At 67.3% G+C, this 22,664-nt stretch carries 22 protein-coding genes and 1 riboswitch; of the genes, 16 read left to right on the top strand and 6 right to left on the bottom strand.

All coding sequences use genetic code 11. The features are described 5' to 3' along the window. Positions 1-20: 20 nt before the first annotated feature. From D106_RS0104760 to metK, 4 genes are all read right to left on the bottom strand, one after another. Positions 21-764 carry a 16S rRNA (uracil(1498)-N(3))-methyltransferase gene (locus tag D106_RS0104760; RefSeq protein ID WP_018865947.1) on the bottom strand — a complete coding sequence of 248 codons (744 nt, stop codon included), beginning with the start codon at positions 762-764 and terminating at the stop codon, positions 21-23. 5 nt (positions 765-769) lie between these two features. Beyond that, positions 770-1,624 carry a methylenetetrahydrofolate reductase [NAD(P)H] gene (metF, locus tag D106_RS0104765; protein WP_018865946.1) on the bottom strand — a complete coding sequence of 285 codons (855 nt, stop codon included), beginning with the start codon at positions 1,622-1,624 and terminating at the stop codon, positions 770-772. A gap of 95 nt (positions 1,625-1,719) precedes the next feature. Continuing rightward, positions 1,720-3,132 (bottom strand): adenosylhomocysteinase, encoded by a 1,413-nt coding sequence (gene ahcY / locus D106_RS0104770; RefSeq protein WP_018875962.1) that lies wholly within the window; start codon positions 3,130-3,132, stop codon positions 1,720-1,722. A gap of 19 nt (positions 3,133-3,151) precedes the next feature. Continuing rightward, positions 3,152-3,233, bottom strand: a riboswitch (S-adenosyl-L-homocysteine riboswitch). 33 nt (positions 3,234-3,266) lie between these two features. Continuing rightward, positions 3,267-4,439: a methionine adenosyltransferase gene (metK, locus tag D106_RS0104775; protein ID WP_018865944.1), complete on the bottom strand. Its 1,173-nt coding sequence runs from the start codon at positions 4,437-4,439 to the stop codon at positions 3,267-3,269. Between the two features lie 405 nt (positions 4,440-4,844). Here metK and tkt point away from each other — a divergent pair, with 405 nt between their 5' ends. From tkt to D106_RS0104805, 6 genes are all read left to right on the top strand, one after another. Beyond that, a complete protein-coding gene (gene tkt, locus D106_RS0104780; protein ID WP_018865943.1) occupies positions 4,845-6,845 on the top strand; it encodes a transketolase in 2,001 nt (666 codons plus the stop codon). A gap of 41 nt (positions 6,846-6,886) precedes the next feature. Then, positions 6,887-7,885: a type I glyceraldehyde-3-phosphate dehydrogenase gene (gene gap / locus D106_RS0104785; protein WP_018865942.1), complete on the top strand. Its 999-nt coding sequence runs from the start codon at positions 6,887-6,889 to the stop codon at positions 7,883-7,885. A 138-nt stretch (positions 7,886-8,023) separates the two neighbouring features. Further along, the gene (locus D106_RS0104790) at positions 8,024-9,202 is read left to right on the top strand and encodes a phosphoglycerate kinase (RefSeq protein ID WP_018865941.1); all 1,179 of its coding nucleotides are present in this window, start codon (positions 8,024-8,026) and stop codon (positions 9,200-9,202) included. Between the two features lie 38 nt (positions 9,203-9,240). Then, positions 9,241-10,671, top strand: a complete 1,431-nt coding sequence (gene pyk / locus D106_RS0104795) for a pyruvate kinase (protein ID WP_018875965.1) — start codon at positions 9,241-9,243, stop codon at positions 10,669-10,671. A gap of 78 nt (positions 10,672-10,749) precedes the next feature. Continuing rightward, a complete protein-coding gene (gene fba, locus D106_RS0104800) occupies positions 10,750-11,814 on the top strand; it encodes a class II fructose-bisphosphate aldolase (RefSeq protein ID WP_018865939.1) in 1,065 nt (354 codons plus the stop codon). Between the two features lie 104 nt (positions 11,815-11,918). Then, the gene (locus D106_RS0104805) at positions 11,919-12,695 is read left to right on the top strand and encodes a lipid-binding SYLF domain-containing protein (RefSeq protein WP_018865938.1); all 777 of its coding nucleotides are present in this window, start codon (positions 11,919-11,921) and stop codon (positions 12,693-12,695) included. On the opposite strand, the gene bioD is transcribed toward D106_RS0104805, so the two are convergent. Both bioD and D106_RS0104815 read right to left on the bottom strand, forming a co-directional pair. After that, positions 12,635-13,339, bottom strand: coding sequence for a dethiobiotin synthase (bioD, locus tag D106_RS0104810; protein WP_018865937.1), 705 nt, complete (start codon positions 13,337-13,339; stop codon positions 12,635-12,637). The two genes, D106_RS0104805 and bioD, sit on opposite strands and share 61 nt — an antisense overlap. Continuing rightward, positions 13,336-14,232, bottom strand: a complete 897-nt coding sequence (locus D106_RS0104815; protein ID WP_018865936.1) for a phosphoribosylaminoimidazolesuccinocarboxamide synthase — start codon at positions 14,230-14,232, stop codon at positions 13,336-13,338. The genes bioD and D106_RS0104815 overlap by 4 nt, the downstream gene beginning before the upstream one ends. 266 nt (positions 14,233-14,498) lie before the next feature. Here D106_RS0104815 and purE point away from each other — a divergent pair, with 266 nt between their 5' ends. The 10 genes from purE (at position 14,499) to D106_RS0104865 (ending at position 22,654) form a co-directional block, all read left to right on the top strand. Further along, complete coding sequence (gene purE / locus D106_RS0104820) at positions 14,499-15,014, top strand: 5-(carboxyamino)imidazole ribonucleotide mutase (protein ID WP_026280565.1); 516 nt, start codon at positions 14,499-14,501, stop codon at positions 15,012-15,014. Then, complete coding sequence (locus D106_RS0104825) at positions 15,011-16,180, top strand: 5-(carboxyamino)imidazole ribonucleotide synthase (RefSeq protein ID WP_018879361.1); 1,170 nt, start codon at positions 15,011-15,013, stop codon at positions 16,178-16,180. Before purE ends, D106_RS0104825 begins: the two co-directional genes overlap by 4 nt. Next, complete coding sequence (locus D106_RS0104830) at positions 16,177-16,794, top strand: class I SAM-dependent methyltransferase (RefSeq protein WP_018875969.1); 618 nt, start codon at positions 16,177-16,179, stop codon at positions 16,792-16,794. The genes D106_RS0104825 and D106_RS0104830 overlap by 4 nt, the downstream gene beginning before the upstream one ends. A 2-nt stretch (positions 16,795-16,796) precedes the next feature. Continuing rightward, positions 16,797-17,462 (top strand): energy-coupling factor ABC transporter permease, encoded by a 666-nt coding sequence (locus tag D106_RS0104835; protein ID WP_018879362.1) that lies wholly within the window; start codon positions 16,797-16,799, stop codon positions 17,460-17,462. Positions 17,463-17,605: 143 nt separating this feature from the next. Then, entirely contained in the window at positions 17,606-17,929 is a 324-nt protein-coding gene (locus D106_RS0104840) for a c-type cytochrome (protein ID WP_018879363.1), read from the top strand. A gap of 190 nt (positions 17,930-18,119) precedes the next feature. Further along, positions 18,120-18,809, top strand: coding sequence for a ribulose-phosphate 3-epimerase (gene rpe, locus D106_RS0104845; protein ID WP_018865930.1), 690 nt, complete (start codon positions 18,120-18,122; stop codon positions 18,807-18,809). Between the two features lie 23 nt (positions 18,810-18,832). Continuing rightward, positions 18,833-19,516, top strand: coding sequence for a phosphoglycolate phosphatase (locus tag D106_RS0104850; RefSeq protein ID WP_018879364.1), 684 nt, complete (start codon positions 18,833-18,835; stop codon positions 19,514-19,516). Positions 19,517-19,618: 102 nt separating this feature from the next. After that, a complete protein-coding gene (trpE, locus tag D106_RS0104855; RefSeq protein WP_018879365.1) occupies positions 19,619-21,106 on the top strand; it encodes an anthranilate synthase component I in 1,488 nt (495 codons plus the stop codon). 11 nt (positions 21,107-21,117) lie between these two features. Continuing rightward, positions 21,118-21,918: a triacylglycerol lipase gene (locus tag D106_RS0104860; RefSeq protein WP_018879366.1), complete on the top strand. Its 801-nt coding sequence runs from the start codon at positions 21,118-21,120 to the stop codon at positions 21,916-21,918. 142 nt (positions 21,919-22,060) lie between these two features. Then, complete coding sequence (locus D106_RS0104865; protein ID WP_018879367.1) at positions 22,061-22,654, top strand: aminodeoxychorismate/anthranilate synthase component II; 594 nt, start codon at positions 22,061-22,063, stop codon at positions 22,652-22,654. Positions 22,655-22,664 lie beyond the last annotated feature (10 nt).

The raw sequence follows: 22,664 nt of genomic DNA on the forward strand, positions 1-22,664 counted from the left end.
GTCTCCGGGCGGGACGGGCGCTATCCCTGCAGGTCGCCCAGGCGGGCCTGGACCAGGGTCAGCAGGGCCATCGCGGCGGTTTCGGTGCGCAGGGTGCGCGGGCCCATCCCGACCCCCAGGAATCCCCGGTCCTGTGCCAGCGCGATCTCCGCGGGCGTGAGGCCGCCTTCCGGCCCGACGAACAGCGCGACCGCCGCTGGTCGGCTGCGGCCGTCCAGGCGCGCATCCAGTCCCGGCGCCCCTTCCTCGGCAAGCAAGGCCAGGGTGTCATGCCAGCCCGAGAGGACCGTGTCCGGTGGAGCGGGTTCCTGCAACTGGGGGAGCTCGTTGCGCCCGCACTGTTCCGCCGCGGCGCGCAGGATCCCGTGCCAGTGACGCTGGCGCTTGTCCAGGCCCTTGTGGGCGGCGGCCGAACGTGAGCGTTCGCAGAGCACTGGACGGATGGACTGCACCCCAAGTTCCACGGCCTTCTGGATCGCCAGGTCCATGTGATCGCCGCGGGCAATGCCCTGGAGCAGGTGGATCGGAAAGGCAGGGTGGGTCGGCGGCGCGGCACGCTCGCCCAGGTGGAAGGTGCCGTCGCGGCGACCGTTCAGTTCGAGAGTGGCCTCGAATTCGTTGCCAAGGCCGTCAAAGACGCGGCAGGGGGCGCCGCTCTTCAGGCGCAGGACCGTGGTGGCGTAGTGCAGGCGGTCCTGCGGGGCGGGAAGCGACCGCCCCGCGGCCAGTGCCTCGGATTCGAGCAGCAGCCGGGGGCAGCGCACGGGGGCTACTTCCGGTTGTCGAGGTCCAGGGCCTTCCAGATCTGTTCGGTCGGCCCGGCCTGGTTCATCGAATAGAAGTGGATCCCGGGGGCACCCTTGTTCAGCACGTCATCGGTCAGGCGCGTGGCGACCTCGATACCAAACTTGCGGATCGACTCCTTGTCGTCGCCGTAGGCCTCCATCCGCTTGCGGATGTAGCGCGGGATCTCGGCACCGCACATCTCGGAGAAGCGCACGATCTGGGTGTAGTTGGTGATCGGCATAATCCCGACAATGATCGGGATGGTGATGCCCATCTTCTCCACCCGTTCCATGAAGGCCTCGTAGGCATCCACGTTGTAGAAGTACTGGGTGATCGCGGCGTCCGCGCCGGCGTCCACCTTGGTCTTGAAGTTCTCCAGGTCCTTCTCGGCGTTCGGGGCCTGCGGATGGAACTCCGGATAGGCCGCGACCTCGATCTTGAACTGGTCATCGAACTCGGAGCGCACAAACTCCACCAGCTCGGAGGCATAGCGGAAGTCGCCGCCGGAGTTCTTGGTGCCGGACGGCAGGTCGCCGCGCAGCGCGACGATGCGGTTCACCCCGATGTCGCGGTAGCTCGACAGCAGCTCGTGCAGCTCGCCCCTGGTCGAGGAGATGCAGGAGACGTGCGGGGCGGCGGGGATGCCGTCGTTGGTGATGATGTCCTTGACCGTCTCCAGGGTGCGGTCGCGGGTGGAACCCCCGGCGCCGAAGGTGACGGAATAGAACTCGGGATTCAGGGCGCCCAGACGCTTGCGGGCCTTGGCCAGTCGCTCGGCTCCGGCCTCGTCCTTGGGCGGAAAAAACTCAACGCTGTAGACGCGTTCTTGTGCAGACATGTTTGTCCTCCAGACAAAAAGAAGGCGGACCGCACGAACATGCGGCCCGCCCCGGCGTTCACATTAACAACGAATTGAAATGTGAGGCTGGCCGATCAGTAGCGGTAGTGTTCCGGCTTGAACGGGCCATCCACCGGCAGACCCAGGTACTTGGCCTGTTCGTCGGTCAGACGGGTCAGGTTGGCACCCAGCTTCTTCAGGTGCAGCTGCGCGACCTTCTCGTCCAGGTGCTTCGGCAGCACGTAGACGTTCTTGTCGTACTGGTCGCCCTTGGTCCACAGCTCGATCTGAGCCAGGGTCTGGTTGGTGAAGGAGTTGGACATCACGAAGCTCGGATGACCGGTGCCGCAGCCCAGGTTCACCAGGCGGCCTTCGGCCAGCATGATGATCCGGTTGCCGTTCGGCAGGATGATGTGGTCAACCTGCGGCTTGATGTTCTCCCACTCGTACTTGCGCATCGCAGCCACGGCGATCTCGGAGTCGAAGTGACCGATGTTGCAGACGATGGCCTGATCCTTCATGCGGGTCATGTGATCTTCGGTGATCACGTCCTTGTTACCTGTGGCGGTAACGAAGATCTCGGCCTTGTCGGCCGCTTCTTCCATCGTGACCACGCGGAAGCCTTCCATCGAGGCCTGCAGGGCGCAGATCGGGTCGATCTCGGTGATCCACACGGTGGCACCGAGGCCGGCCAGCGACTGGGCGGCACCCTTGCCGACGTCACCGTAACCGGCAACCACGGCGATCTTGCCCGCGATCATCACGTCGGTGGCGCGCTTGATGGAGTCCACGGTGGACTCGCGGCAGCCGTACAGGTTGTCGAACTTGGACTTGGTGACCGAGTCGTTGACGTTGATCGCCGGGAAGGCCAGCTCGCCGTCCTTCGCCATCTGGTACAGGCGATGGACACCGGTGGTGGTCTCTTCGGTCACGCCCTGGATCTTGGCGAGCATGTCGGAGTACCAGGTCGGCTGTTCGGCCAGGCGTTCCTTGATCTTGGCGAACAGGGCTTCTTCTTCCTCGTTCTCCGGCTTGGCGATGACCGACTGGTCCTTCTCGGCCTTGGCGCCCAGGTGCAGCAACAGCGTGGCGTCACCACCGTCGTCCAGGATCATGTTGGCGCCGCCGTCGAATTCGAAGATGCGGTGGCAGTAGTCCCAGTACTCTTCCAGGGTTTCGCCCTTCACGGCGAAGACCGGGGTGCCGTTGTCGGCGATCGCGGCCGCGGCGTGGTCCTGGGTGGAGTAGATGTTGCAGGAGGCCCAGCGCACGTCGGCACCCAGGGCTTCCAGGGTCTGGATCAGCACCGCGGTCTGGATGGTCATGTGCAGGGAGCCGGCGATCTTCGCGCCCTTCAGCGGCTTGGAGGCCGCGAACTCTTCGCGCGTCTGGATCAGACCGGGCATCTCGGTTTCGGCGATCGCGATTTCCTTGCGGCCGAATTCGGCAAGGTTGATGTCCTTGACGACGTAATCGGTCGTTTTCTTGTCGTTCATCACAGCATTCATGGATTAACTTCTCCGTCTATCTGGATGAGCGCCGTGTTCACGTTTCAGGGGAGCATCCGGCTGAGCCTGACGGTTAAACCGCTGCAGCGCTCCTCAGCCGGATGGGTATTTCGCTTACAAAATGTCGGGTGCTATTAGAGGCCCGCCATCTTCTTAAGTTCCTCGGCCTTGTCGGTGCGCTCCCAGGGGAGGTCGACGTCTTCGCGGCCGAAGTGACCGTAGGCGGCAGTCGGCTTGTAGATCGGGCGCAGCAGATCCATCATCTGGACCAGGCCCCACGGACGCAGGTCAAACGCTTCGCGGACGAAGCCTTCGATCTTGCGGTCATCCAGCTTGCCGGTGCCGAAGGTGTCGACGGTGATCGAGGTCGGTTCGGCCACGCCGATGGCGTAGGAGACCTGGATCTCGCACTTGTCGGCCAGGCCGGCGGCGACGATGTTCTTGGCCACGTAGCGGCCCGCGTAGGCAGCGGAACGGTCCACCTTGGACGGGTCCTTGCCGGAGAACGCGCCACCACCGTGACGGGCCATGCCGCCGTAGGTGTCGACGATGATCTTGCGGCCGGTCAGACCGGCATCGCCCACGGGACCACCGATCTCGAACTTGCCGGTCGGATTGATGTGGATCTGGTCGTCGGAGACCTGGCTCAGCCACTCGGCCGGCAGGACCTTCTTGAAGATCTCTTCGTAGACCGCTTCCTTCAGGTCCTTCTGCGAGATGTCCGGGCTGTGCTGGGTGGACAGGACCACCGCGTCCAGGCCGGCCGGCTTGCCGTCTTCATAGCGCAGGGAGACCTGGCTCTTGGCGTCCGGGCGCAGCCACGGCAGCTTGCCGCTCTTCATCAGTTCGGACTGGATGCGCACCATCTTGTGGGCGTAGAAGATCGGGGCGGGCATCAGGGTGTCGGTCTCGCGCGCGGCGTAGCCGAACATCAGGCCCTGGTCGCCGGCGCCCTGGGTGGCGCGGTCGGAGACGTCGCGGTCCACACCCATGGCGATGTCCTGGGACTGTTCGCCCAGCACGTTCAGCACGGCGCAGGTCTTGCCGTCGAAGCCCTTGTCGGAGTCGTCGTAGCCGATCTCGCAGACCGTTTCGCGCACCAGCTTCTCGTAGTCGATCTGCGCGCCGGTGGTGATCTCGCCCAGCAGCATGACCATGCCGGTCTTGGTGGCGGTTTCGCAGGCGATACGGGCGTGCGGATCCTGCTCGATGATGGCGTCGACGATGGTGTCGGAGACCAGGTCGGCCATCTTGTCGGGGTGACCCGCAGAGACCGACTCGGAAGTGAAGATGTAATCGTTGGACATTAGGCGTTCCTTTATGGTCGTTTCCATTTAGTTTTGCGCAAAACGACCGCTAGTGTAACGCGACTCGCGGGATTTTTCTAAGCCCCTCCCCGGCGAGGGTAGGGGCATGTGCCCCCCTGGTCGGTGGCGAGGGCGCAGCGTGGCGCGCCCTGGGGGCGACTTGCCCCGGTGCGCGAAAGTGGCCAAAATGCACCGCGTTTGATGGGGAGAGCTGCCCGCCGCGCTGGCTGCGCCGTCGGGTGGTACCTGCTCCCGCAGGCTGCTCGGGCCGCCGCGCGCCGGAGCGCCGGCCGATAACCGTGAGCCCCTCGTTCGGCCGACTCGTCCGGGTCGGTCGCCGCTGTCGCCTCGCGCCGCCGCCCGCCATCAGCCAAACCCAACACTACTTTAGAGCAGGAGATCAGCATGCCGACCCGTAGAGAGCTTGCCAACGCCATCCGCGCCCTGTCGATGGACGCGGTTCAGAAGGCCAATTCCGGTCACCCGGGTGCGCCGATGGGGATGGCAGACATCGCCGAGGTGCTGTGGAACGATTACATGCAGCATAACCCGGCGAACCCGAGCTGGCCGGATCGCGACCGCTTCGTGATGTCCAACGGCCACGGCTCCATGCTGGTCTACTCCCTGCTGCACCTGACCGGCTACGACCTGCCGATGGACGAGATCAAGCAGTTCCGTCAGCTGCACTCCAAGACCCCGGGTCACCCCGAATACGGCTACACCGCCGGCGTCGAGACCACCACCGGGCCGCTGGGCCAGGGGATCTCCAACGCGGTGGGCATGGCGCTGGCCGAGAAGATGATGGCCGCCCACTTTAACCAGCCCGGGCACAACATCGTCGACCACAACACCTACGCCTTCCTCGGCGACGGCTGCATGATGGAAGGGATCTCCCACGAGACCTGCGCGCTGGCCGGCACCCTGGGCCTGGGCAAGCTGATCGCCTTCTGGGATGACAACGGCATCTCCATCGACGGCGAAGTCGAGGGCTGGTTCACCGACGACACCCCGGGCCGCTTCGAGGCCTACGGCTGGCACGTGGTGCGCGGCGTGGACGGCCACGACGCCGATGCGGTCAAGGCCGCGATCGAAGAGGCCCGCAAGCACAGCGACAAGCCGAGCCTGATCTGCTGCCGCACCGTGATCGGCTTCGGTTCGCCGAACAAGTCCGGCAAGGAAGAGTGCCACGGCGCCGCCCTCGGCGACGACGAAGTGGCCCTGACCCGCAAGGAGCTGGGCTGGAACCACGGCCCGTTCGAGATTCCGGACGATATCTACGCCGGCTGGAGCGCGAAGGACAAGGGTGCCAAGGCCGAGTCCGAGTGGAAGGAGCGCTTTGCCGCGTACAAGCAGGCGCACCCGGAACTGGCCGCCGAGTTCGAACGCCGCATCGCCGGTGATCTGCCCGCCGACTGGAGCGAGAAGGCCAGTGCCTTCATCAAGGAGACCGTCGAGAAGGCCGAGAAGGTTGCCTCGCGCAAGGCCTCGCAGAACACCATCGGCGGTTACGCCCCGGCGCTGCCGGAACTGCTGGGCGGCTCCGCCGACCTGGCCGGGTCCAACCTGACCATGTACAGCGGTTCCAAGGGCGTCAGTAAGGACGACGCCGCCGGCAACTACGTGTTCTACGGCGTGCGCGAGTTCGGCATGGCCGCGATCATGAACGGCATCGCCCTGCACGGCGGCTTCATCCCGTACGGCGGCACCTTCCTGATCTTCTCCGACTACGCCCGCAACGGCATCCGCATGTCCGCGCTGATGAAGCAGCGCGTGATGTACGTGCTGACCCATGACTCCATCGGTCTCGGCGAAGACGGCCCGACCCACCAGCCGGTCGAGCAGACCCCGAGCCTGCGCCTGATCCCGAACCTCAATGTGTGGCGTCCCTGCGACGCGGTCGAGACCGCGGTGGCCTGGAAGGCCGGGATCGAGCGCACCGATGGCCCGTCCGCGTTCATCCTGTCGCGTCAGGGCCTGCCGCACATGGAACGTGATGGCGAGCAGCTCGCCAACATCGCCCGCGGCGGCTACGTGCTGAAGGACTGCGACGGCACCCCCGACCTGATCTTCATCGCCACCGGTTCCGAGGTCGAGCTGGCCGTCCAGGCCGCCGACGAACTGGCCGGCGAGGGCAAGAAGGTGCGCGTGGTCTCCATGCCCTGCGTCGAGTTGTTCGAACAGCAGGACCCGGCCTACCGCGAGGCCGTGCTGCCGAACGCGGTGCGCGCGCGGGTCGCCATCGAGGCCGGCGCAACGACCACCTGGTACAAGTTCACCGGCCTCGACGGCGCGGTGTTCGGGCTGGACCGCTTCGGCGAGTCCGCTCCGGGGGGCGCCCTGTTCGACTACTTCGGCTTCAAGCCGGCGAACGTCGCCCAGGTCGCGCGTGACGTGCTGAACGGCTGAGTCCGCAACGATTTCGCATAAGCAATAGAGAGGAGACTCCCATGTCTATCAAGGTTGGTATCAACGGCTTCGGTCGTATCGGTCGCATGGCCTTCCGCGCCATCGCCAAGGACTTCCCGAACCTGCAGGTGGTCGGCATCAACGACCTGCTGGACCCGGAATACCTGGCCTACATGCTGCGCTACGACTCCGTGCACGGCCGCTTCGACGGCGACATCAGCGTCGACGGCGACCACCTGGTGGTGAACGGCAACCGCATTCGCCTGACCGCCGAGAAGGATCCGGCCGCGCTGAAGTGGGGCGACATCAACGCCGACATCGTGATCGAGTCCACCGGCCTGTTCCTGACCGCCGAGACCGCCCAGAAGCACCTGGACGCCGGCGCCAAGAAGGTGGTGATGTCCGCGCCGTCCAAGGACGACACTCCGATGTTCGTCTACGGCGTGAACCACGGTGACTACGCGGGCCAGAACATGGTCTCTGCCGCCTCCTGCACCACCAACGCCCTGGCCCCGGTGGCCAAGGTGCTGAACGACACCTGGGGCATCAAGCGTGGCCTGATGACCACCGTGCACGCCGCCACCGCGACCCAGAAGACCGTCGACGGCCCGTCCATGAAGGACTGGCGCGGCGGCCGCGGCATCCTGGAGAACATCATTCCGTCCTCCACCGGTGCGGCCAAGGCTGTGGGCAAGGTGCTGCCGGAACTGAACGGCAAGCTGACCGGCATGGCCTTCCGTGTGCCGACCTCCGACGTCTCCGTGGTCGACCTGACCGTGGAACTGAACGGCGACGCCAAGTACGACGACGTCTGCGCGGCCATGAAGAAGGCGGCCGAAGGCGAGCTGAAGGGCGTGCTGGGATACACCGACGAGCTGGTGGTCTCCACGGACTTCCGTGGCTACACCGCCCCGTCCGTATTCGATGCCGGCGCCGGCATCCAGCTGGACCCGACCTTCGTGAAGGTCGTCGCCTGGTACGACAACGAGTACGGCTACACCTGCAACATGCTGCGCATGGTGGAGCACGTCGCCAAGTAATGGCGGATGGCCGGGCCCTCTCCGGGGTCCGGCCGTTTCTCTTCCCGGGTCCAGAGGCCTGGGGCCAGTCCCTTCGGGGACTAGCCCGAAGCCTTTTTCCTTTTCTTTCTTTTCAACCGTATTTCGAGAGGTACTCCCATGTCTGTCATCAAGATGACCGATCTCGACCTGCAGGGTCGCCGCGTACTGGTGCGTCAGGATCTGAACGTCCCGGTGAAGGACGGCAAGGTCACCTCCGACGCCCGCATCCGTGCGAGCCTCGAGACCGTGCAGAAGGCGCTGGACGGCGGCGCCGCCGTGATGCTGATGTCGCACCTGGGCCGCCCCACCGAGGGTGAGTTCTCCGAGGAGGATTCCCTGGCCCCGGTCGCCGAGCACATGGCCGGTCTGCTGGGCCGAGAGGTGCGTCTGGTGCGCGATTACCTCGACGGTGTGGACGCCCAGCCGGGCGAGGTGATCCTGCTTGAGAACGTGCGTTTCAACGCCGGCGAGAAAAAGGACGACGAGGCCCTGGCGAAGAAGTACGCGGCCCTGTGCGACGTGTTCGTGATGGACGCCTTCGGCACCGCCCACCGCGCCCAGGCCTCGACCCACGGCGTGGCGAAGTTCGCCCCGCAGGCCTGTGCCGGCCCGCTGCTGGCCAAGGAGCTGGAGGCCCTCGGCCATGCCCTGGAGACCCCGAAGCGCCCGCTGGTGGCCATCGTCGGCGGCTCCAAGGTCTCGACCAAGCTGACCGTGCTGGAGTCGCTGTCCAACGTGGTGGATCAGCTGATCGTCGGTGGCGGGATCGCCAACACCTTCATCGCCGCCCAGGGCCACAGCGTGGGCAAGTCGCTGTTTGAAGCCGACCTGGTGGACGAGTCCAAGCGCCTGATGGAGGCGGCCCGCGCCAAGGGCGGCGAGATCCCGGTCCCCACCGACGTGACCGTGGGCAAGGAATTCTCCGAATCGACCCCGGCCGAGACCAAGTCGGTCGACGCGGTGGCCGATGACGACATGATCTTCGACGTCGGCCCCGAGACCGCGGCGACCTACGCCGAGGCCCTGCGCAACGCCGGCACCATCGTCTGGAACGGCCCGGTGGGCGTGTTCGAGTTCGACCAGTTCGCCGGTGGCACCAAGGCCCTGGGCGAGGCCATCGCCGAGAGCAACGCGTTCTCCATCGCTGGTGGGGGCGACACCCTGGCCGCGATCGACAAGTACAACCTGGCCGATCGCATCAGCTATATCTCCACCGGCGGTGGCGCCTTCCTCGAGTTCCTGGAAGGCAAGACCTTGCCAGCCGTCGCCATCCTGGAAGAACGCGCCAAGGGCTGACGCCCGGGCGCGTCCACCGCTGACGGAGATCGACGCGGATGAGACGTACCAAGATCGTGGCCACCCTCGGGCCGGCCACGGACAGCGACGATGCCATGGAGGCCATCATCCGGGCGGGTGTGGATGTGGTCCGGCTGAACTTTTCGCATGGCGACCCGGACGACCATCGTCAGCGCCTGGCTCGGTTGCGCGCGGCCTCCGAGCGCGCCGGACGCTGTGTCGGGGTCCTCGGTGACCTGCAGGGGCCGAAGATCCGGATCGACCGGTTCCAGCAGGGCAAGGTGCATCTGGAAGAGGGCGCGCCCTTCGCGCTGGATGCCGAGCTGGATCGGGATGCCGGGGATGCCACCCAGGTGGGGCTGACCTACAAGGACCTGCCGGCCGATGTGGTGCCGGAGGATATCCTGCTGCTGGACGACGGCCGCATCGTGCTGAAGGTCAAGGCGGTGAAGGGCAGCCGGATCGAGACCACGGTGCAGGTCGGCGGGGAGCTGTCCAACAACAAGGGTATCAATCGCCAGGGCGGCGGACTCTCCGCTCCGGCGATCACGGACAAGGACCGCGAGGACATCCGCCTGGCCGCCGAGCTGCAGGTGGACTACCTCGCCGTGTCCTTCCCGCGTTCCGCGCAGGACCTGCACCTGGCGCGCAGCCTGCTGAAGGATGCCGGCTGGGAGGCCGGGATCTGCGCCAAGATCGAGCGCTCCGAGGCCCTGGAGGTGATCGACGAGATCATCGCCGCCTCCGAGGTGATCATGATCGCGCGCGGCGATCTGGGTGTGGAGATTGGTGACGCCGAGCTGCCGGGCGTGCAGAAGACCCTGATCACCCGGGCACGGACCCTCAATCGTCTGGTCATCACCGCGACCCAGATGATGGAGACCATGATCCAGAACCCGATCCCGACCCGCGCCGAGGTGTTCGACGTGGCGAATGCGGTGCTCGACGGCACCGACGCGGTGATGCTCTCCGGCGAGACCGCCACCGGGCGCTACCCGGCGCGCGTGGTCACCAGCATGGACCGGATCTGCGAGGCCGCGGAGCGTCAGCGCGCCGCGCGTCAGTCCGACCACCGCATGGATTCGACCTTCGGCCGGGTCGACGAGGCCATCGCGATGGCCACCATGTACACGGCGAACCATCTGGATGTCGCCGCGATCGCCGCGCTGACCGAGTCCGGCTCCACCGCACTGTGGATGTCGCGCATCAGTTCGGGCATCCCGATCTACGCGCTCACCCAGCACGAGTCCACCAGCCGCCGCATGACGCTATATCGCGGCGTCTACCCGGTGACCCTGAACCCGATCCCCGAGAGCCACGAAAGTGTGAACCGTGAAGCGGTGAACTTGCTCAAGGCCGAGGGCGTCGTGCAGGATGGCGGGCTGGTTATCATTACGAAGGGCGACCTGCAGGGCGAGCATGGCGGTACCAACGCCATGAAGATCGTGCGCGTCGGCGAACTGGCCTGACCCGCGCACCGCCCGTGGTCGAGCAGTCAAGAATCGGTTTATCTACTACCTCAGTCCGAATCCCGTAAGGAGGAATCCATGGCACTGATCTCACTTCGCCAGCTTCTGGACCATGCCGCCGAGCATGGCTATGGCATGCCGGCGTATAACGCCAACAACATGGAACAGGTCCACTCGATCATGGAAGCGGCCGCTGCGGTCGACTCCCCGGTGATCATTCAGGCCTCCGCCGGAGCCCGCAAGTACGCCGGCGAGCCCTTCCTGCGTCACAACATCATCGCCGCGATCGAGCAGTACCCGGACATCCCGGTCGTGCTGCACCAGGACCACGGCTCCGAGCCGGCGGTCTGCCTGCGTTCCATCCAGTCCGGTTTCAGCTCGGTGATGATGGACGGCTCCCTGATGCCCGACATGAAGACCCCGGCCACCTACGAGTACAACCGTGACGTAACCGCCAAGGTCTCCGAGATGGCGCACTCCTGCGGTGTCTCCGTGGAAGGCGAGCTGGGTTGCCTGGGCTCTCTGGAAACCGGCCAGGCCGGCGAGGAAGACGGCTCCGGGGCCGAGGGCACCCTGTCCCACGACCAGCTGCTGACCGACCCGGACGAGGCGGCCGACTTCGTGAAGAACACCAAGTGCGACGCCCTGGCGATCGCCATCGGTACCTCCCACGGCGCCTACAAGTTCACCCGTCCGCCGACCGGTGACATCCTCGCCATCGAGCGCATCAAGGAGATCCACAAGCGCATCCCGGATACCCATCTGGTCATGCACGGGTCCTCCTCCGTTCCGCAGGAGTGGCTGGACATCATCAACAAGTACGGCGGCGACATGGGCGAGACCTATGGCGTGCCGGTTGAAGAGATCCAGGAAGGCATCAAGCACGGCGTGCGCAAGGTCAACATCGACACCGACCTGCGTATGGCCTCCACCGGTGCGGTGCGCAAGTTCCTGGCCGAGAATCCGAAGGAATTCGACCCGCGCAAATTCCTGAAGGCCTCCACCGCGGCCATGAAGGACATCTGCCAGGCCCGTTACGAGGCCTTCGGTTGCGCCGGCATGGCGTCCAAGATCAAGCCGATCTCCCTGGACGACATGGTCAAGCGCTACCTGTCCGGCGAGCTGGATCCCAAGGTCAACTGATCCTGCGGATTGCAGCACGAAAAAGGGGGCTTCGGCCCCCTTTTTTTGTGCCATGATGCCGCCATCGGAACACCGTTATGGAGGATTCCTCGATGCACCGAAGGATGCCCCAGATTCTTGCTCTTCTGCTGTTCGTGGCGTTCGCCGGAGCGGCTCAGGCCAACCCGTTCAGCCGCGAGATCGATCCGCAGGACATCATCGACCGCGCCCAGGCGACGGTGGAGAACATGGCCACCCATCCCGAGTACGAGTCCCTGAAGGAGGACCTGCGCGACGCGCGCGGCGTGGTTATTTTCCCGCGCGTGGCACGCGGTGCCTTCCTGATCGGGGGGTCTGGCGGAATCGGGGTGTTCCTCGCGTGGGACGACGAGCGCGGCGACTATTCCCCGGTGGCCTTCTACTCGCTCGGCTCGGTCAGCTTCGGCATGCAGTTCGGCGGCGATGCCGCCGAGGTGGTGATGGTCGCGCGCACCCAGGATGCGGTCGACTCCATGTTCGGCTCCGCGATCCGGCTCGGGGCCGATGCGTCGGTCGCCGCGGGCCCGGTAGGGGCCGGCCGCAGCGCCACCCCCACGGCCGACTTCCTTTCCTATTCCCGCGCACGCGGCGCCTACCTGGGGATGAGTCTCTCCGGTTCGCGTATGACCGTGCGTGACGACTTCAACGAGGCCTACTACGGCGAATCGCAGCGCCCGGTGCATATCATCGAGACCCGCCGGGTCGACCGCGAAGGGACCCGCGCCCTGCGCGAGACGCTGGCCGGTTTCCGTGCCGATGCCGCCGACGAGGAGCCGGCCCCGGCCGACTCCGAAGCCCGTGGTCAGGAGCGCGAGTCCTCCGGCGGGGTGCGCCCGGACAACTTCGAGGTCGAGAGCTTCTGAACCAGCGCCGCGCGGGTGATGCCTTCCGGTGACGTGATGACCGGGGCGCGGGTCCGGGCGCGCAGGGCCGTGGCGTTGTCGAGCCGCGGGTCGCAGTCCGCTCGGCGGCGGTTGAGCACAATCCCGGCCAGACTCAGGCCGCGCCGTTCGAGCGCCTCCAGGGTCAGCAGGCAGGTATTCAGCGTGCCCAGCCGGTCCTCCGCGACCAGCAGCACCGGCAACCCGAGGTGCTCGGCGAGGTCCGCGTTCAGGCCGTCGGCACAAAGCGGCGAGTAGAAGCCCCCCGCGCCCTCCACCAGCCGTGGCCCCGTGCCTTCGCCGGCGCAGGCCGCCGCCAGTTCCGCGAGCGTCAGGTGCACGCCCTGGTTCGCGGCGGCCTGGTCGGGGGCGATGGCATCGGGGAAGCGCCAGGGGGTGACCTGTGCGATCGCGGTGTCCGGCAGGCCGGCCGCGCGGGTCAGGTTCAGCCCGTCCTCGGGCAGCAGGCCGTCGGGGCCCGGCGGGCAGCCCGACTCCACCGGTTTGCGCGGTTGCGGCGCCAGGCCCTGCTGCCGCCAGCACTCCAGCAGCGCGCAGCCGACGAAGGTCTTGCCGACGCCGGTATCGGTGCCGGTGACGAACAGGCCCTGCAGGGTCTCGCTCATGCGGCGCGGGTCAGGCGCTCCAGGGCCTCGCGGTAGCGCGCGGCGGTCTGTTCCACCACCGCCGCGGGCAGTTCGGGGCCCGGCGGCTGCTTGTCCCAGTCCAGGGTCTCGAGGTAGTCGCGCACGTACTGCTTGTCGAAGGACTCGGGGCTGCGCCCCGGCGCGTACTGGTCGGCCGGCCAGAAGCGCGAGGAGTCCGGGGTCAGCACTTCGTCGATCAGGTGCAGCGTGCCGTTGGCGTCGACGCCGAACTCGAACTTGGTGTCGGCGATGATGATCCCGCGCCCGGCCGCGTAGTCGCGTGCCATCGCGTAGATCGCCAGCGCCGCATCGCGGACCTGGCGGGCCCGCTCCGCGCCGATGGTGGCGACCACCGCATCGAAGTCGATATTGGCGTCGTGGTCACCGACGTCCGCCTTGGTGCTGGGCGTGAAGATCGCCTCCGGGAGCTGCGAGGCGAGTTCCAGCCCGTCCGGCAGCGGAATGCCGCAGACCGCGCCGCTCGCCTGGTAGTCCTTCCAGCCGGAGCCGATCAGGTACCCGCGCACCACGGCCTCCACCGGCAGGGCCTCCAGCCGGCGGATCACCAGGCTGCGTCCTTCCAGTGGGGCACGAATCGCCGGGTCCGGGATGACCTGCTCCAGCGGGATATCGGTCAGCTGGTTGGGGATGCCCAGCTCGCGCTGGATCTTGTCCATCCAGAACCGGGTGATCTCGGTCAGCACCCGGCCCTTGCCGGGCACGCCGGTCGGCAGGATCACGTCGAACGCGGACAGGCGGTCGGTGGTGACCATCAGCCAGTGATCGGCATCCACCGTGTAGAGATCGCGCACCTTGCCGCGATGGACGAGTTCCAGGTCGGGGATATGGCTTTCGAGCAGGGTATCGGTCATGCGGCGATTCTACCGGGCGCGGGCTTGATGCACCACGAAGCTCACGAAGACACGAAGAAGGTCAACGGCGGTTGCTCTACGGAGGACACAGAGAGCACAGAGAAGGCCGTAATGGTATCGGGGTCGGCAGGATGTGCAGAGATGTGCAGAGCAAAGCGAATCGCATCATGTCTCTGTAGCTCCGACCGGGGTTTTCTTCGTGCCTTCGTGTGCTTCGTGGTGAACACGGCTTGTCGGGTGGGGCCGGGGTCGCTATCGTTCGGGCCATGACTGAGACGGCTGGCAATAGGGCGCCGCGCGTGGGCGTGGTAATGGGGAGCACCTCCGACTGGGCCACGATGGAGCGGGCGGTGGATGTACTGGATGAACTCGGTATTCCGTTCGAGGCCCGGGTGGTCTCCGCCCATCGCACGCCGGATCTGCTGTTCGAGTACGCCGAACAGGCGCGCGGGCGAGGGCTGCAGGCGATCATCGCCGGGGCGGGCGGGGCCGCGCACCTGCCGGGGATGCTCGCCTCCAAGACCCCGGTACCGGTGCTGGGCGTACCGGTGGCCTCGCGTCACCTGAAGGGCCAGGACTCGCTGCTCTCCATCGTCCAGATGCCGCGCGGGATCCCGGTGGCGACCTTCGCGATCGGCGAGGCGGGGGCCGCCAACGCGGCGCTCTTTGCCGCCGCGATGCTGGCCAATACCGATCCCGAACTGCGCGAGCGTCTGGATGACTTCCGCCAGTCCCAGAGCCAGGCCGTGCTCGGGCAGACCCTGCCGCCGGACCCGTCATGATCCAGCCACCTGCGACTCTCGGGCTGCTCGGTGGGGGGCAGCTCGGCCGCTATTTCGTGGAGGCCGCACAGGGCATGGGTTATGCCGTCTGGGTGCTCGACCCGGACCCGGCCAGCCCGGCCGGGCGGGTGGCAGCGCGCCACTTGTGCCAGGCCTTTGACGACCCCGATGCCCTGCAGGCGCTGGCCGGGGCCTGCGAGGTGATTACCACCGAGTTTGAGAACATCCCGCGCGCCGCGGTGGAGTGGCTGGATGCCCACGCCTGTCTGCGCCCCGGGCCACGCGCCCTGACGGTTGCCCAGGACCGCCTCGAGGAGAAGGCCTTTCTCGGCGAGATCGGCGTGGCGGTGGCCCCGTGGCAGGCGGTGCCGGCGGGCCTGACGCCCGAGGTGCAAACCGATGCCGGAGCCCCGGATTTCCCGGCGATCCTGAAGACCGCGCGCCTGGGTTATGACGGCAAGGGGCAGGTGCGGCTGGCCGCGGCCGGCGAACTGCCGGAAGCGCATGCCGAGCTGGGCCAGGTGGACTGCGTGCTGGAGTCCCGGGTGGAGCTGGAGCGCGAGCTGTCGGTGCTGGTTGCGCGTACCGCCGATGGCGCCACCGAGGCCTTTCCGGTCGCGGAGAACACCCATCGCGACGGCATCCTGCACCTGACGCGTGTCCCGGCACGGGCCGGGGACGAGGTGCGCGAGCGCGCCACGGCTATCGCCCGGCACGTCGCCGAGCGGCTCGATTATCAGGGGGTGCTGGCGGTCGAGTTCTTCCTCACGGCGGACGGCGAACTGCTGGTCAACGAGATCGCGCCGCGTCCCCACAATTCCGGGCATTACAGCCTGGATGCCTGCACCGTCAGCCAGTTCGAGCAGCAGGTGCGCGCGGTCTGCGCCCTGGGGCTGGCGCCGGCCCTGCTGACCGCGCCGGTGGCGATGGTGAATCTGCTGGGCGACCTATGGCCCGCGGGCGGCACGCCCGACTGGCGGGGCGTGCTGGCGGCCGGCCGGGCGCGACTGCACCTGTACGGCAAGGCTGAGGCGCGCCCGGGGCGCAAGATGGGGCATGTGAACGTACTCGGCCTGCCGGGCGAGGATGATGCCACCGCGGTGGCCTCCACTGCCGAGACCCTGTGGCAGGGCCTGGCCAGTGCCGGCGGGGAGGGCGAGGCATGACCGCGGCATTCCCCAACACCCAGGCGCGGCGCGCCCGACAGGCGGAGCTCAAGCGCGACCTTGAGTTCGAGGACACCCTTGCGGGCGAGCATCTGCGGTTTCGCACCACCTGGGGGCTGTTCTCCCCGCGGCGAATCGACGACGGCACCCGCATGCTGCTGGAACGCATCGAGGTGCATCCGGCGGACGCCTGCCTGGACCTCGGCTGCGGCTACGGCCCGATCGGCCTGACGCTCGCGCGCAAGGCCCCGCAGGGGCTGACGACCCTGGTCGATACCAACTATCTGGCGGTGGAGTACAGCCAGCGCAACGCCGAGCTCAACGGCATCGCCAATGTGGAGTGTCTGACCAGCAACGGCTTCTCGCGCATCCGCGATCGGCGGTTCGATCTGGTGACCTCCAATCTGCCGGCCAAGGTCGGGCGCGAGATGCTGCAGACCTATCTGCTGGACGCCCACGAGCAGATGAACCCCGGCGGACGCATCTATGTCGTAACCATTACCGGACTGCGGCGGTTCATCGAGAAGGGGTTCAAGGACGTGTTCGGCAACTACGACAAGGTCAAGCAGGGCCGCGAGTACACTGTCGCGGCCGCCGTGCGCGAGCCCGACTGACCATGGTCGAGGGGGCGGGCGAACTCCCGGTCGCGCTCCGCGTGCTGTCCGCCGTGCTGCTGGGCCTCGGCATGCTGGTGATGCTCCGGCGCATGCCCTGGGAGGCCTTCTTCGTGCCCGGTCGCGCGCAGCTGTTCGTGATCGCCACGCTGTGCCTGCTGCTGATCTGGAGCCTGCGGGCGCAGACGCTCGATGGCCTCGCCCTGCACTTCCTTGGCATGACCACCGTGACCCTGATGTTCGGCTGGCAGCTGGCGATCCTGATGGTGTTTCTGGTGGTGGCGACCCTGGGCCTGTTCGGCGCCCTGCCGCTGGCGGCCTTCCCGCTGACGGTCCTGCTGGCCGGCATCCTGCCGGTCGCGGTCACCTGGGGGTTGCTGCGGCTGTCCCAGAACTACCTGCCCGCGCACATGTTCATCTATCTCTATGCGGTGGGCTTCCTCGGCGGCGCGCTTTCGGTGGTAGCGACCGTGCTGGCCTCGGCGGCGATCTACGGCCTGTTCACCGATCTGGCCTGGGTCGACATCTATCGCGATTATCTGCGCTACCTGGCATTGCTGGTGCTGCCCGAGGCGGTGGTCAACGGGATCGTGATTACCGGGCTGGTGATGGTGCGCCCCGAGTGGCTGGCGACCTGGTCGGACGAGCGCTACATCCACGGCCGCTAAGGCCGAGAATGGCCTGGTGCCGCGCTGCAGGGATGCCCCTGTTTGATTCTGTGTTAATGCAGCATTCAGGAAGCGCCTGCTAATGTTCGCAACAAGGCGGGGCGTGAACTCCGTCCAGGATCGAGAACGAGGAGACCACAACAATGAAAACCAAGCTGTTCGTGCTGGCCGGTATCGCCGGCAGTGTCCTGATGCTGTCCACCATGGCGCAGGCCGCCGACATCCAGGCCGGCCAGACCAAGTACCAGAACACCTGCGCCAGCTGCCACGGCGCGCAGGGTCAGGGCCAGGCGATCTTCCCGGCGCTGGCCGGCAAGGACGCGGACTACCTGACCGACAAGCTGGAGCGCTATCGCGCCGGCGAGGAGGTGGGTGATCACACGGCCCTGATGCGTCCTCAGGCCCAGGGGCTGAGCGATGACGACATCGCCAATCTGTCCAGCTACATGGCGGCCGAGTTCAACTGATCCGGGCGCACTGCCGCTGGCAGGCGAGACCGCGACGGGCCGGGGGTTTTCCCCCGGCCCGTTTGCGTTGGAGGGCGCGTCACATGCGTCGCCTTTTGCCTGGCATGGCGGCATCCGGTAAAGTTTCGCGGTTCCGAGAGCGTGGCCGATGGTCGGCCCCGCTATCCCAGAGATTCCTGCGAGGCTTTCCATGGCACAACCCGATTTTATCGCCCCGTCCATCCTGTCCGCCGATTTCGCCCGTCTGGGCGAGGAAGTCGACAACGTCCTGGCCGCCGGTGCCGACACCGTCCACTTCGACGTGATGGACAACCACTACGTGCCGAACCTGACCATTGGCCCGCTGGTCTGCGATGCCCTGCGCAAGCACGGCGTGACCGCGCCGATCGACGTGCACCTGATGGTCAAGCCGGTGGATCGCATCATCCCGGACTTCGCCCAGGCCGGTGCCAGCTACATCACCTTCCACCCGGAGGCCTCCGACCACATCGACCGCACCCTGCAGCTGATCCACTCCGAGGGCTGCAAGGCCGGACTGGTGTTCAACCCGGCCACGCCGCTGTCCTATCTCGAGTACGTGATGGACAAGGTCGACATGATCCTGCTGATGTCGGTGAACCCGGGCTTTGGTGGCCAGAAGTTCATCCCGAACACCCTCGACAAGCTGCGCGCCGCGCGCAAGATGATCGACGACTCCGGGCGTGACATCCGCCTCGAGATCGACGGCGGCGTGAAGGCCGACAACATCCGCGAGATCAAGGCCGCCGGGGCCGACACCTTCGTCGCCGGGTCCGCGATCTTCGGTGCCGGCAGCGACTCCGATCCGAACCGCTACGACAGCATCATCCAGCAGATGCGCGACGAGCTGGCCAAGGCCTGAATCGACGGCCACTGGAGACCGGGATGTCCCTGAAACGCCCCCGCATGATCCTGATTGACCTGGACGGCACGCTGATCGACAGCGTGCCGGACCTGGCCTACAGCGTGGACGCGATGATGCGCGAGCTGGGGCTGCCCGAACGCGGCGAGCCGGCCGTGCGCAACTGGGTCGGCAATGGCGTGGAGCGGCTGGTCAAGCGGGCGCTGGTGAACGACCTCGAGGGCGAGCCGGACCCGGAGGCCTTCGAGCGGGCATTGCCCGTCTTCATGCGCATCTACCAGGAGAACACCGCCGGGCGCTCGCCGCTGTACCCGGGGGTGCGCGAGGGGCTGGACCAGCTGAAGGCCGCCGGTTACCGCCTGGGCTGCGTGACCAACAAGGCCGAGCGCTTCACGGTGCCGCTGCTGCGCGAGAAGGGCATCCTCGACGACTTCGAGATCGTGGTCGCCGGCGACGCCCTGCCGCAGAAGAAGCCGGACCCGGCGCCGCTGCTGCATGCGGCGAAGGAGTTGGGTGTAGACCCCTCCGAGGCGCTGATGGTCGGGGACTCGAAGAGCGACGTGAAGGCGGCACGCGCGGCCGGCTTCCAGATCGTCTGCATGACCTACGGCTACAATCACGGCGACGACATCCGCGACGAGAACCCGGACGCGGTTCTCGACCGGCTGGACGAACTGCCCGGACTGCTGCCCGCTCGGGCGGCCTAGGGAAACACGGACCCATGATTGCAACGGACCGGACAACGGAGCGATGGCGAGACGGCGAATGATCCGCCGCGCCGTCCATCCCCCTTGTCAGGAACCGTTGTGATGATCCCCGAACAGTTCGATCAGCTGGCCCGCGAGGGCTATAACCGCATCCCGCTGGTGCGCGAGGTCCTGGCGGATCTCGAAACCCCGCTGTCCATCTTCCTGAAGCTGGCCAACCGGCCGTACTCCTACCTGTTCGAGTCGGTGCAGGGCGGGGAGCGCTGGGGTCGGTATTCCTTTATCGGGCTGCCGGCACGCACCCGGGTGCGGGTGCACGGCCATGACATCACGGTGGAGACCGATGGCGAGGTGGTCGAACAGACCACGGAGACCGACCCGCTGGCCTGGGTCGAGGCCTACCAGGCGCGCTTCAAGGTGGCCGAACTGCCGGGCCTGCCGCGCTTCACCGGTGGTCTGGTCGGCTATTTCGGGTTCGAGACCGTGCGCCTGATCGAGCCGCGCCTGGAAGGCCCGGAAAAGCCCGATGCCCTGGGGCTGCCGGACATCCTGCTGATGGTCTCGGAGGAGGTCGTGGTCTACGACAACCTCTCCGGCCGGCTGTACCTGGTGGTGCACGCCGATGCGACCCAGGCCGATGGCCAGGCCGTGGCGGCCACGCGTTTGGATGAGCTGGAGACCCGTCTGGGCGAGCCCCTGGTGCCCCCGGAGGATCCGCCGCATCCGCATGCGGTGCCGGAGTACGTGCCGGGCTGGTCGGCCGAGGGCTTCCAGACCGCGGTCGCGCGGGCACAGGAATACATCATGGACGGCGACGTGATGCAGGTGGTGCTGGCGCAGCGCATGAGCGTGCCGTTCTCCGCGCCGCCGCTGGACCTGTACCGCGCCCTGCGCGCGCTGAACCCCTCGCCGTACATGTACTACCTGGACCTGGACGACCACCACGTGGTCGGGGCCTCGCCGGAGATTCTGGTGCGCCTGGAGGACGACCGCGTGACCGTGCGCCCGATCGCCGGCACCCGCCCGCGCGGGCGCACCGAAGAGGAGGACCGCGCGCTGGAGGCCGAACTGCTGGCCGACCCGAAGGAGCGCGCCGAGCACCTGATGCTGATCGACCTCGGACGCAACGACGTTGGCCGGGTCTGCGAGATCGGCTCGGTGGAGGTGACTGACACCATGAGCATCGAGCGCTATTCGCACGTGATGCACATCGTCTCCAACGTGGAGGGCCGACTGGCCCCGGGGCACTCGCCGATGGATGTGCTGCGCGCGACCTTCCCCGCCGGGACGGTCTCCGGTGCGCCGAAGATCCGTGCACTGGAGATCATCGACGAGCTGGAACCGGTCAAGCGCGGCCCGTACTCCGGCGCGGTCGGCTACCTCTCCTGGTCCGGCAACATGGACACCGCGATCGCCATCCGCACGGCCGTGCTGCACGACGGCGAGCTGCATATCCAGGCCGGGGCCGGCGTGGTGCACGACTCGGTACCCGAGAGCGAGTGGCAGGAGACCCTGAACAAGGGACGTGCGGTGGTGCGCGCGGCCGAGACCGCCCTGGGTGGCCTGGGGCCCCGGCGCCACCGCGACTGAGAGGACCAACTATGCGCGGCCGCCTTTGCATCCTGTTGCTGGCGCTGCTGGTATGGCTGCTACCGGGGCTGGCGGCGGCGCAGATCGTGGTGCTGGTGCCCGGTGGCTGGGATCGCGGCGACGGCTTTCGCCATGCCGGCGTCACCGCGGCCCTGAACGCCGCCGGGTATGCCGATGGCGGCCGGGCCCGGGCTCGGCCGGAGGCCCCCTGGTTCGATCGTGCTCCCGACCCGGCCCCGCGCCAGTTCTATACCGTGGACCTGCCGGCGGGCGGAGTGCCGCCCGAGCGCGTGCGGGCGCTGGGTCAGGTCGTCGAGGCCCTGGCGCGGCGCCATCCGGGGCAGGAACTGGTGCTGGTCGGGCATTCCAGTGGCGGCGTCGTGGCGCGCGAGCTGCTGGTGCGCCAGCCGCACCCGGCCATCTCCACCCTGGTGACGTTTTCCGCTCCGCATGCGGGGGGCGGCTGGTCCGCCCTGGCGCGTTCGGTGACGGATGCGCTGGCCGACTCGGCCCTGGGCTTGTACGCCCCGTTTATCGGGCTCGAGGGCATGCATCGGCGCGAGGGCCTCTGGGGACCGGAGGGCACCTCGCCGGATGCGGCCCACCTCGAGTGGCTGAATACGCGGGAACACCCGCCCATCCGCTACGTGTCGGTGGTGCGCCTGGCCGACCCGTGGGTGGATGCGGCCAGTCAGGACATGAATCGTCTCCCGGCCCTGCGCGGCCGGGCGCATACCCTGCCGAGCCCCGGCGGGCACCGGCTGGAGGCCGCCGACGGCACCCTGCTGGCCGCGCTGCTGTTGCCGCGATGAGGGTGCCGGGTTTCGCCAGCGCCCATGCGGTTGCGGGCCTGCGGACCCGGGGCCGGGTTATGCTGGGCCCTGTCCGCTCCACGCGCGTGAACATCGATTCGCGCGGCGGTCCTGTTTCCTCCGTTCTGCAGGGACGTTCGACATGATCCTGATGCTCGACAACTACGATTCGTTCACCTTCAACCTGGTCCAGTATCTGGGCGAGCTGGGGGCCGAGGTGGTGGTCCACCGCAACGACTGCATCACCCCGGACGGGATCGCGGAACTCGCCCCCGAGGGGATCGTGATCTCGCCGGGACCCTGCACGCCGAACGAGGCCGGGGTATCGCTGGAGGTGATCCGGCGCTTCGCCGGCGAGATCCCGATCCTCGGGGTCTGTCTCGGGCACCAGGCGATCGGCCAGGTCTTCGGCGGGCGCGTGGTGCGCGCCCGCGAGATCATGCACGGCAAGACCTCGCCGGTATATCACACCGGGGTGGGGGTGTTCGCCGGGCTCGAGAATCCGCTGGAGGCCACGCGCTACCACTCGCTGGTGGTCGAGTCGCCCTCGCTGCCGGAGTGCCTGGAGGTCACCGCCTGGACCCAGCGCGAGGACGGCGCGCGCGACGAGATCATGGGCCTGCGCCACCGCGAACTGGACGTCGAGGGCGTGCAGTTCCACCCGGAATCCATTCTGACCCGCCAGGGCCACGAACTGCTCGACAACTTCCTCCGTCGCCTGCCCCAGCCGGCGTGACCCAGACCCG

The sequence above is a fragment of the Thioalkalivibrio sp. ALE9 genome, assembly GCF_000377445.1.
In the GTDB taxonomy this organism is placed as follows: domain Bacteria; phylum Pseudomonadota; class Gammaproteobacteria; order Ectothiorhodospirales; family Ectothiorhodospiraceae; genus Thioalkalivibrio.

What these genes read in the sequence shown, in the direction of transcription:
- D106_RS0104815 (WP_018865936.1), bottom strand. Translation starts at nt 14,232, where the DNA reads ATGACCGATACCCTGCTCGAAAGCCATATCCCCGACCTGGAACTCGTC.
- D106_RS0104860 (WP_018879366.1), top strand. Translation starts at nt 21,118, where the DNA reads ATGCGCGGCCGCCTTTGCATCCTGTTGCTGGCGCTGCTGGTATGGCTG.
- rpe (WP_018865930.1), top strand. Translation starts at nt 18,120, where the DNA reads ATGGCACAACCCGATTTTATCGCCCCGTCCATCCTGTCCGCCGATTTC.
- D106_RS0104835 (WP_018879362.1), top strand. Translation starts at nt 16,797, where the DNA reads ATGGTCGAGGGGGCGGGCGAACTCCCGGTCGCGCTCCGCGTGCTGTCC.
- bioD (WP_018865937.1), bottom strand. Translation starts at nt 13,339, where the DNA reads ATGAGCGAGACCCTGCAGGGCCTGTTCGTCACCGGCACCGATACCGGC.
- fba (WP_018865939.1), top strand. Translation starts at nt 10,750, where the DNA reads ATGGCACTGATCTCACTTCGCCAGCTTCTGGACCATGCCGCCGAGCAT.
- ahcY (WP_018875962.1), bottom strand. Translation starts at nt 3,132, where the DNA reads ATGAATGCTGTGATGAACGACAAGAAAACGACCGATTACGTCGTCAAG.
- D106_RS0104840 (WP_018879363.1), top strand. Translation starts at nt 17,606, where the DNA reads ATGAAAACCAAGCTGTTCGTGCTGGCCGGTATCGCCGGCAGTGTCCTG.
- D106_RS0104825 (WP_018879361.1), top strand. Translation starts at nt 15,011, where the DNA reads ATGATCCAGCCACCTGCGACTCTCGGGCTGCTCGGTGGGGGGCAGCTC.
- D106_RS0104850 (WP_018879364.1), top strand. Translation starts at nt 18,833, where the DNA reads ATGTCCCTGAAACGCCCCCGCATGATCCTGATTGACCTGGACGGCACG.
- tkt (WP_018865943.1), top strand. Translation starts at nt 4,845, where the DNA reads ATGCCGACCCGTAGAGAGCTTGCCAACGCCATCCGCGCCCTGTCGATG.
- metF (WP_018865946.1), bottom strand. Translation starts at nt 1,624, where the DNA reads ATGTCTGCACAAGAACGCGTCTACAGCGTTGAGTTTTTTCCGCCCAAG.
- D106_RS0104805 (WP_018865938.1), top strand. Translation starts at nt 11,919, where the DNA reads ATGCCCCAGATTCTTGCTCTTCTGCTGTTCGTGGCGTTCGCCGGAGCG.
- metK (WP_018865944.1), bottom strand. Translation starts at nt 4,439, where the DNA reads ATGTCCAACGATTACATCTTCACTTCCGAGTCGGTCTCTGCGGGTCAC.
- purE (WP_026280565.1), top strand. Translation starts at nt 14,499, where the DNA reads ATGACTGAGACGGCTGGCAATAGGGCGCCGCGCGTGGGCGTGGTAATG.
- D106_RS0104790 (WP_018865941.1), top strand. Translation starts at nt 8,024, where the DNA reads ATGTCTGTCATCAAGATGACCGATCTCGACCTGCAGGGTCGCCGCGTA.
- D106_RS0104865 (WP_018879367.1), top strand. Translation starts at nt 22,061, where the DNA reads ATGATCCTGATGCTCGACAACTACGATTCGTTCACCTTCAACCTGGTC.
- trpE (WP_018879365.1), top strand. Translation starts at nt 19,619, where the DNA reads ATGATCCCCGAACAGTTCGATCAGCTGGCCCGCGAGGGCTATAACCGC.
- gap (WP_018865942.1), top strand. Translation starts at nt 6,887, where the DNA reads ATGTCTATCAAGGTTGGTATCAACGGCTTCGGTCGTATCGGTCGCATG.
- pyk (WP_018875965.1), top strand. Translation starts at nt 9,241, where the DNA reads ATGAGACGTACCAAGATCGTGGCCACCCTCGGGCCGGCCACGGACAGC.
- D106_RS0104830 (WP_018875969.1), top strand. Translation starts at nt 16,177, where the DNA reads ATGACCGCGGCATTCCCCAACACCCAGGCGCGGCGCGCCCGACAGGCG.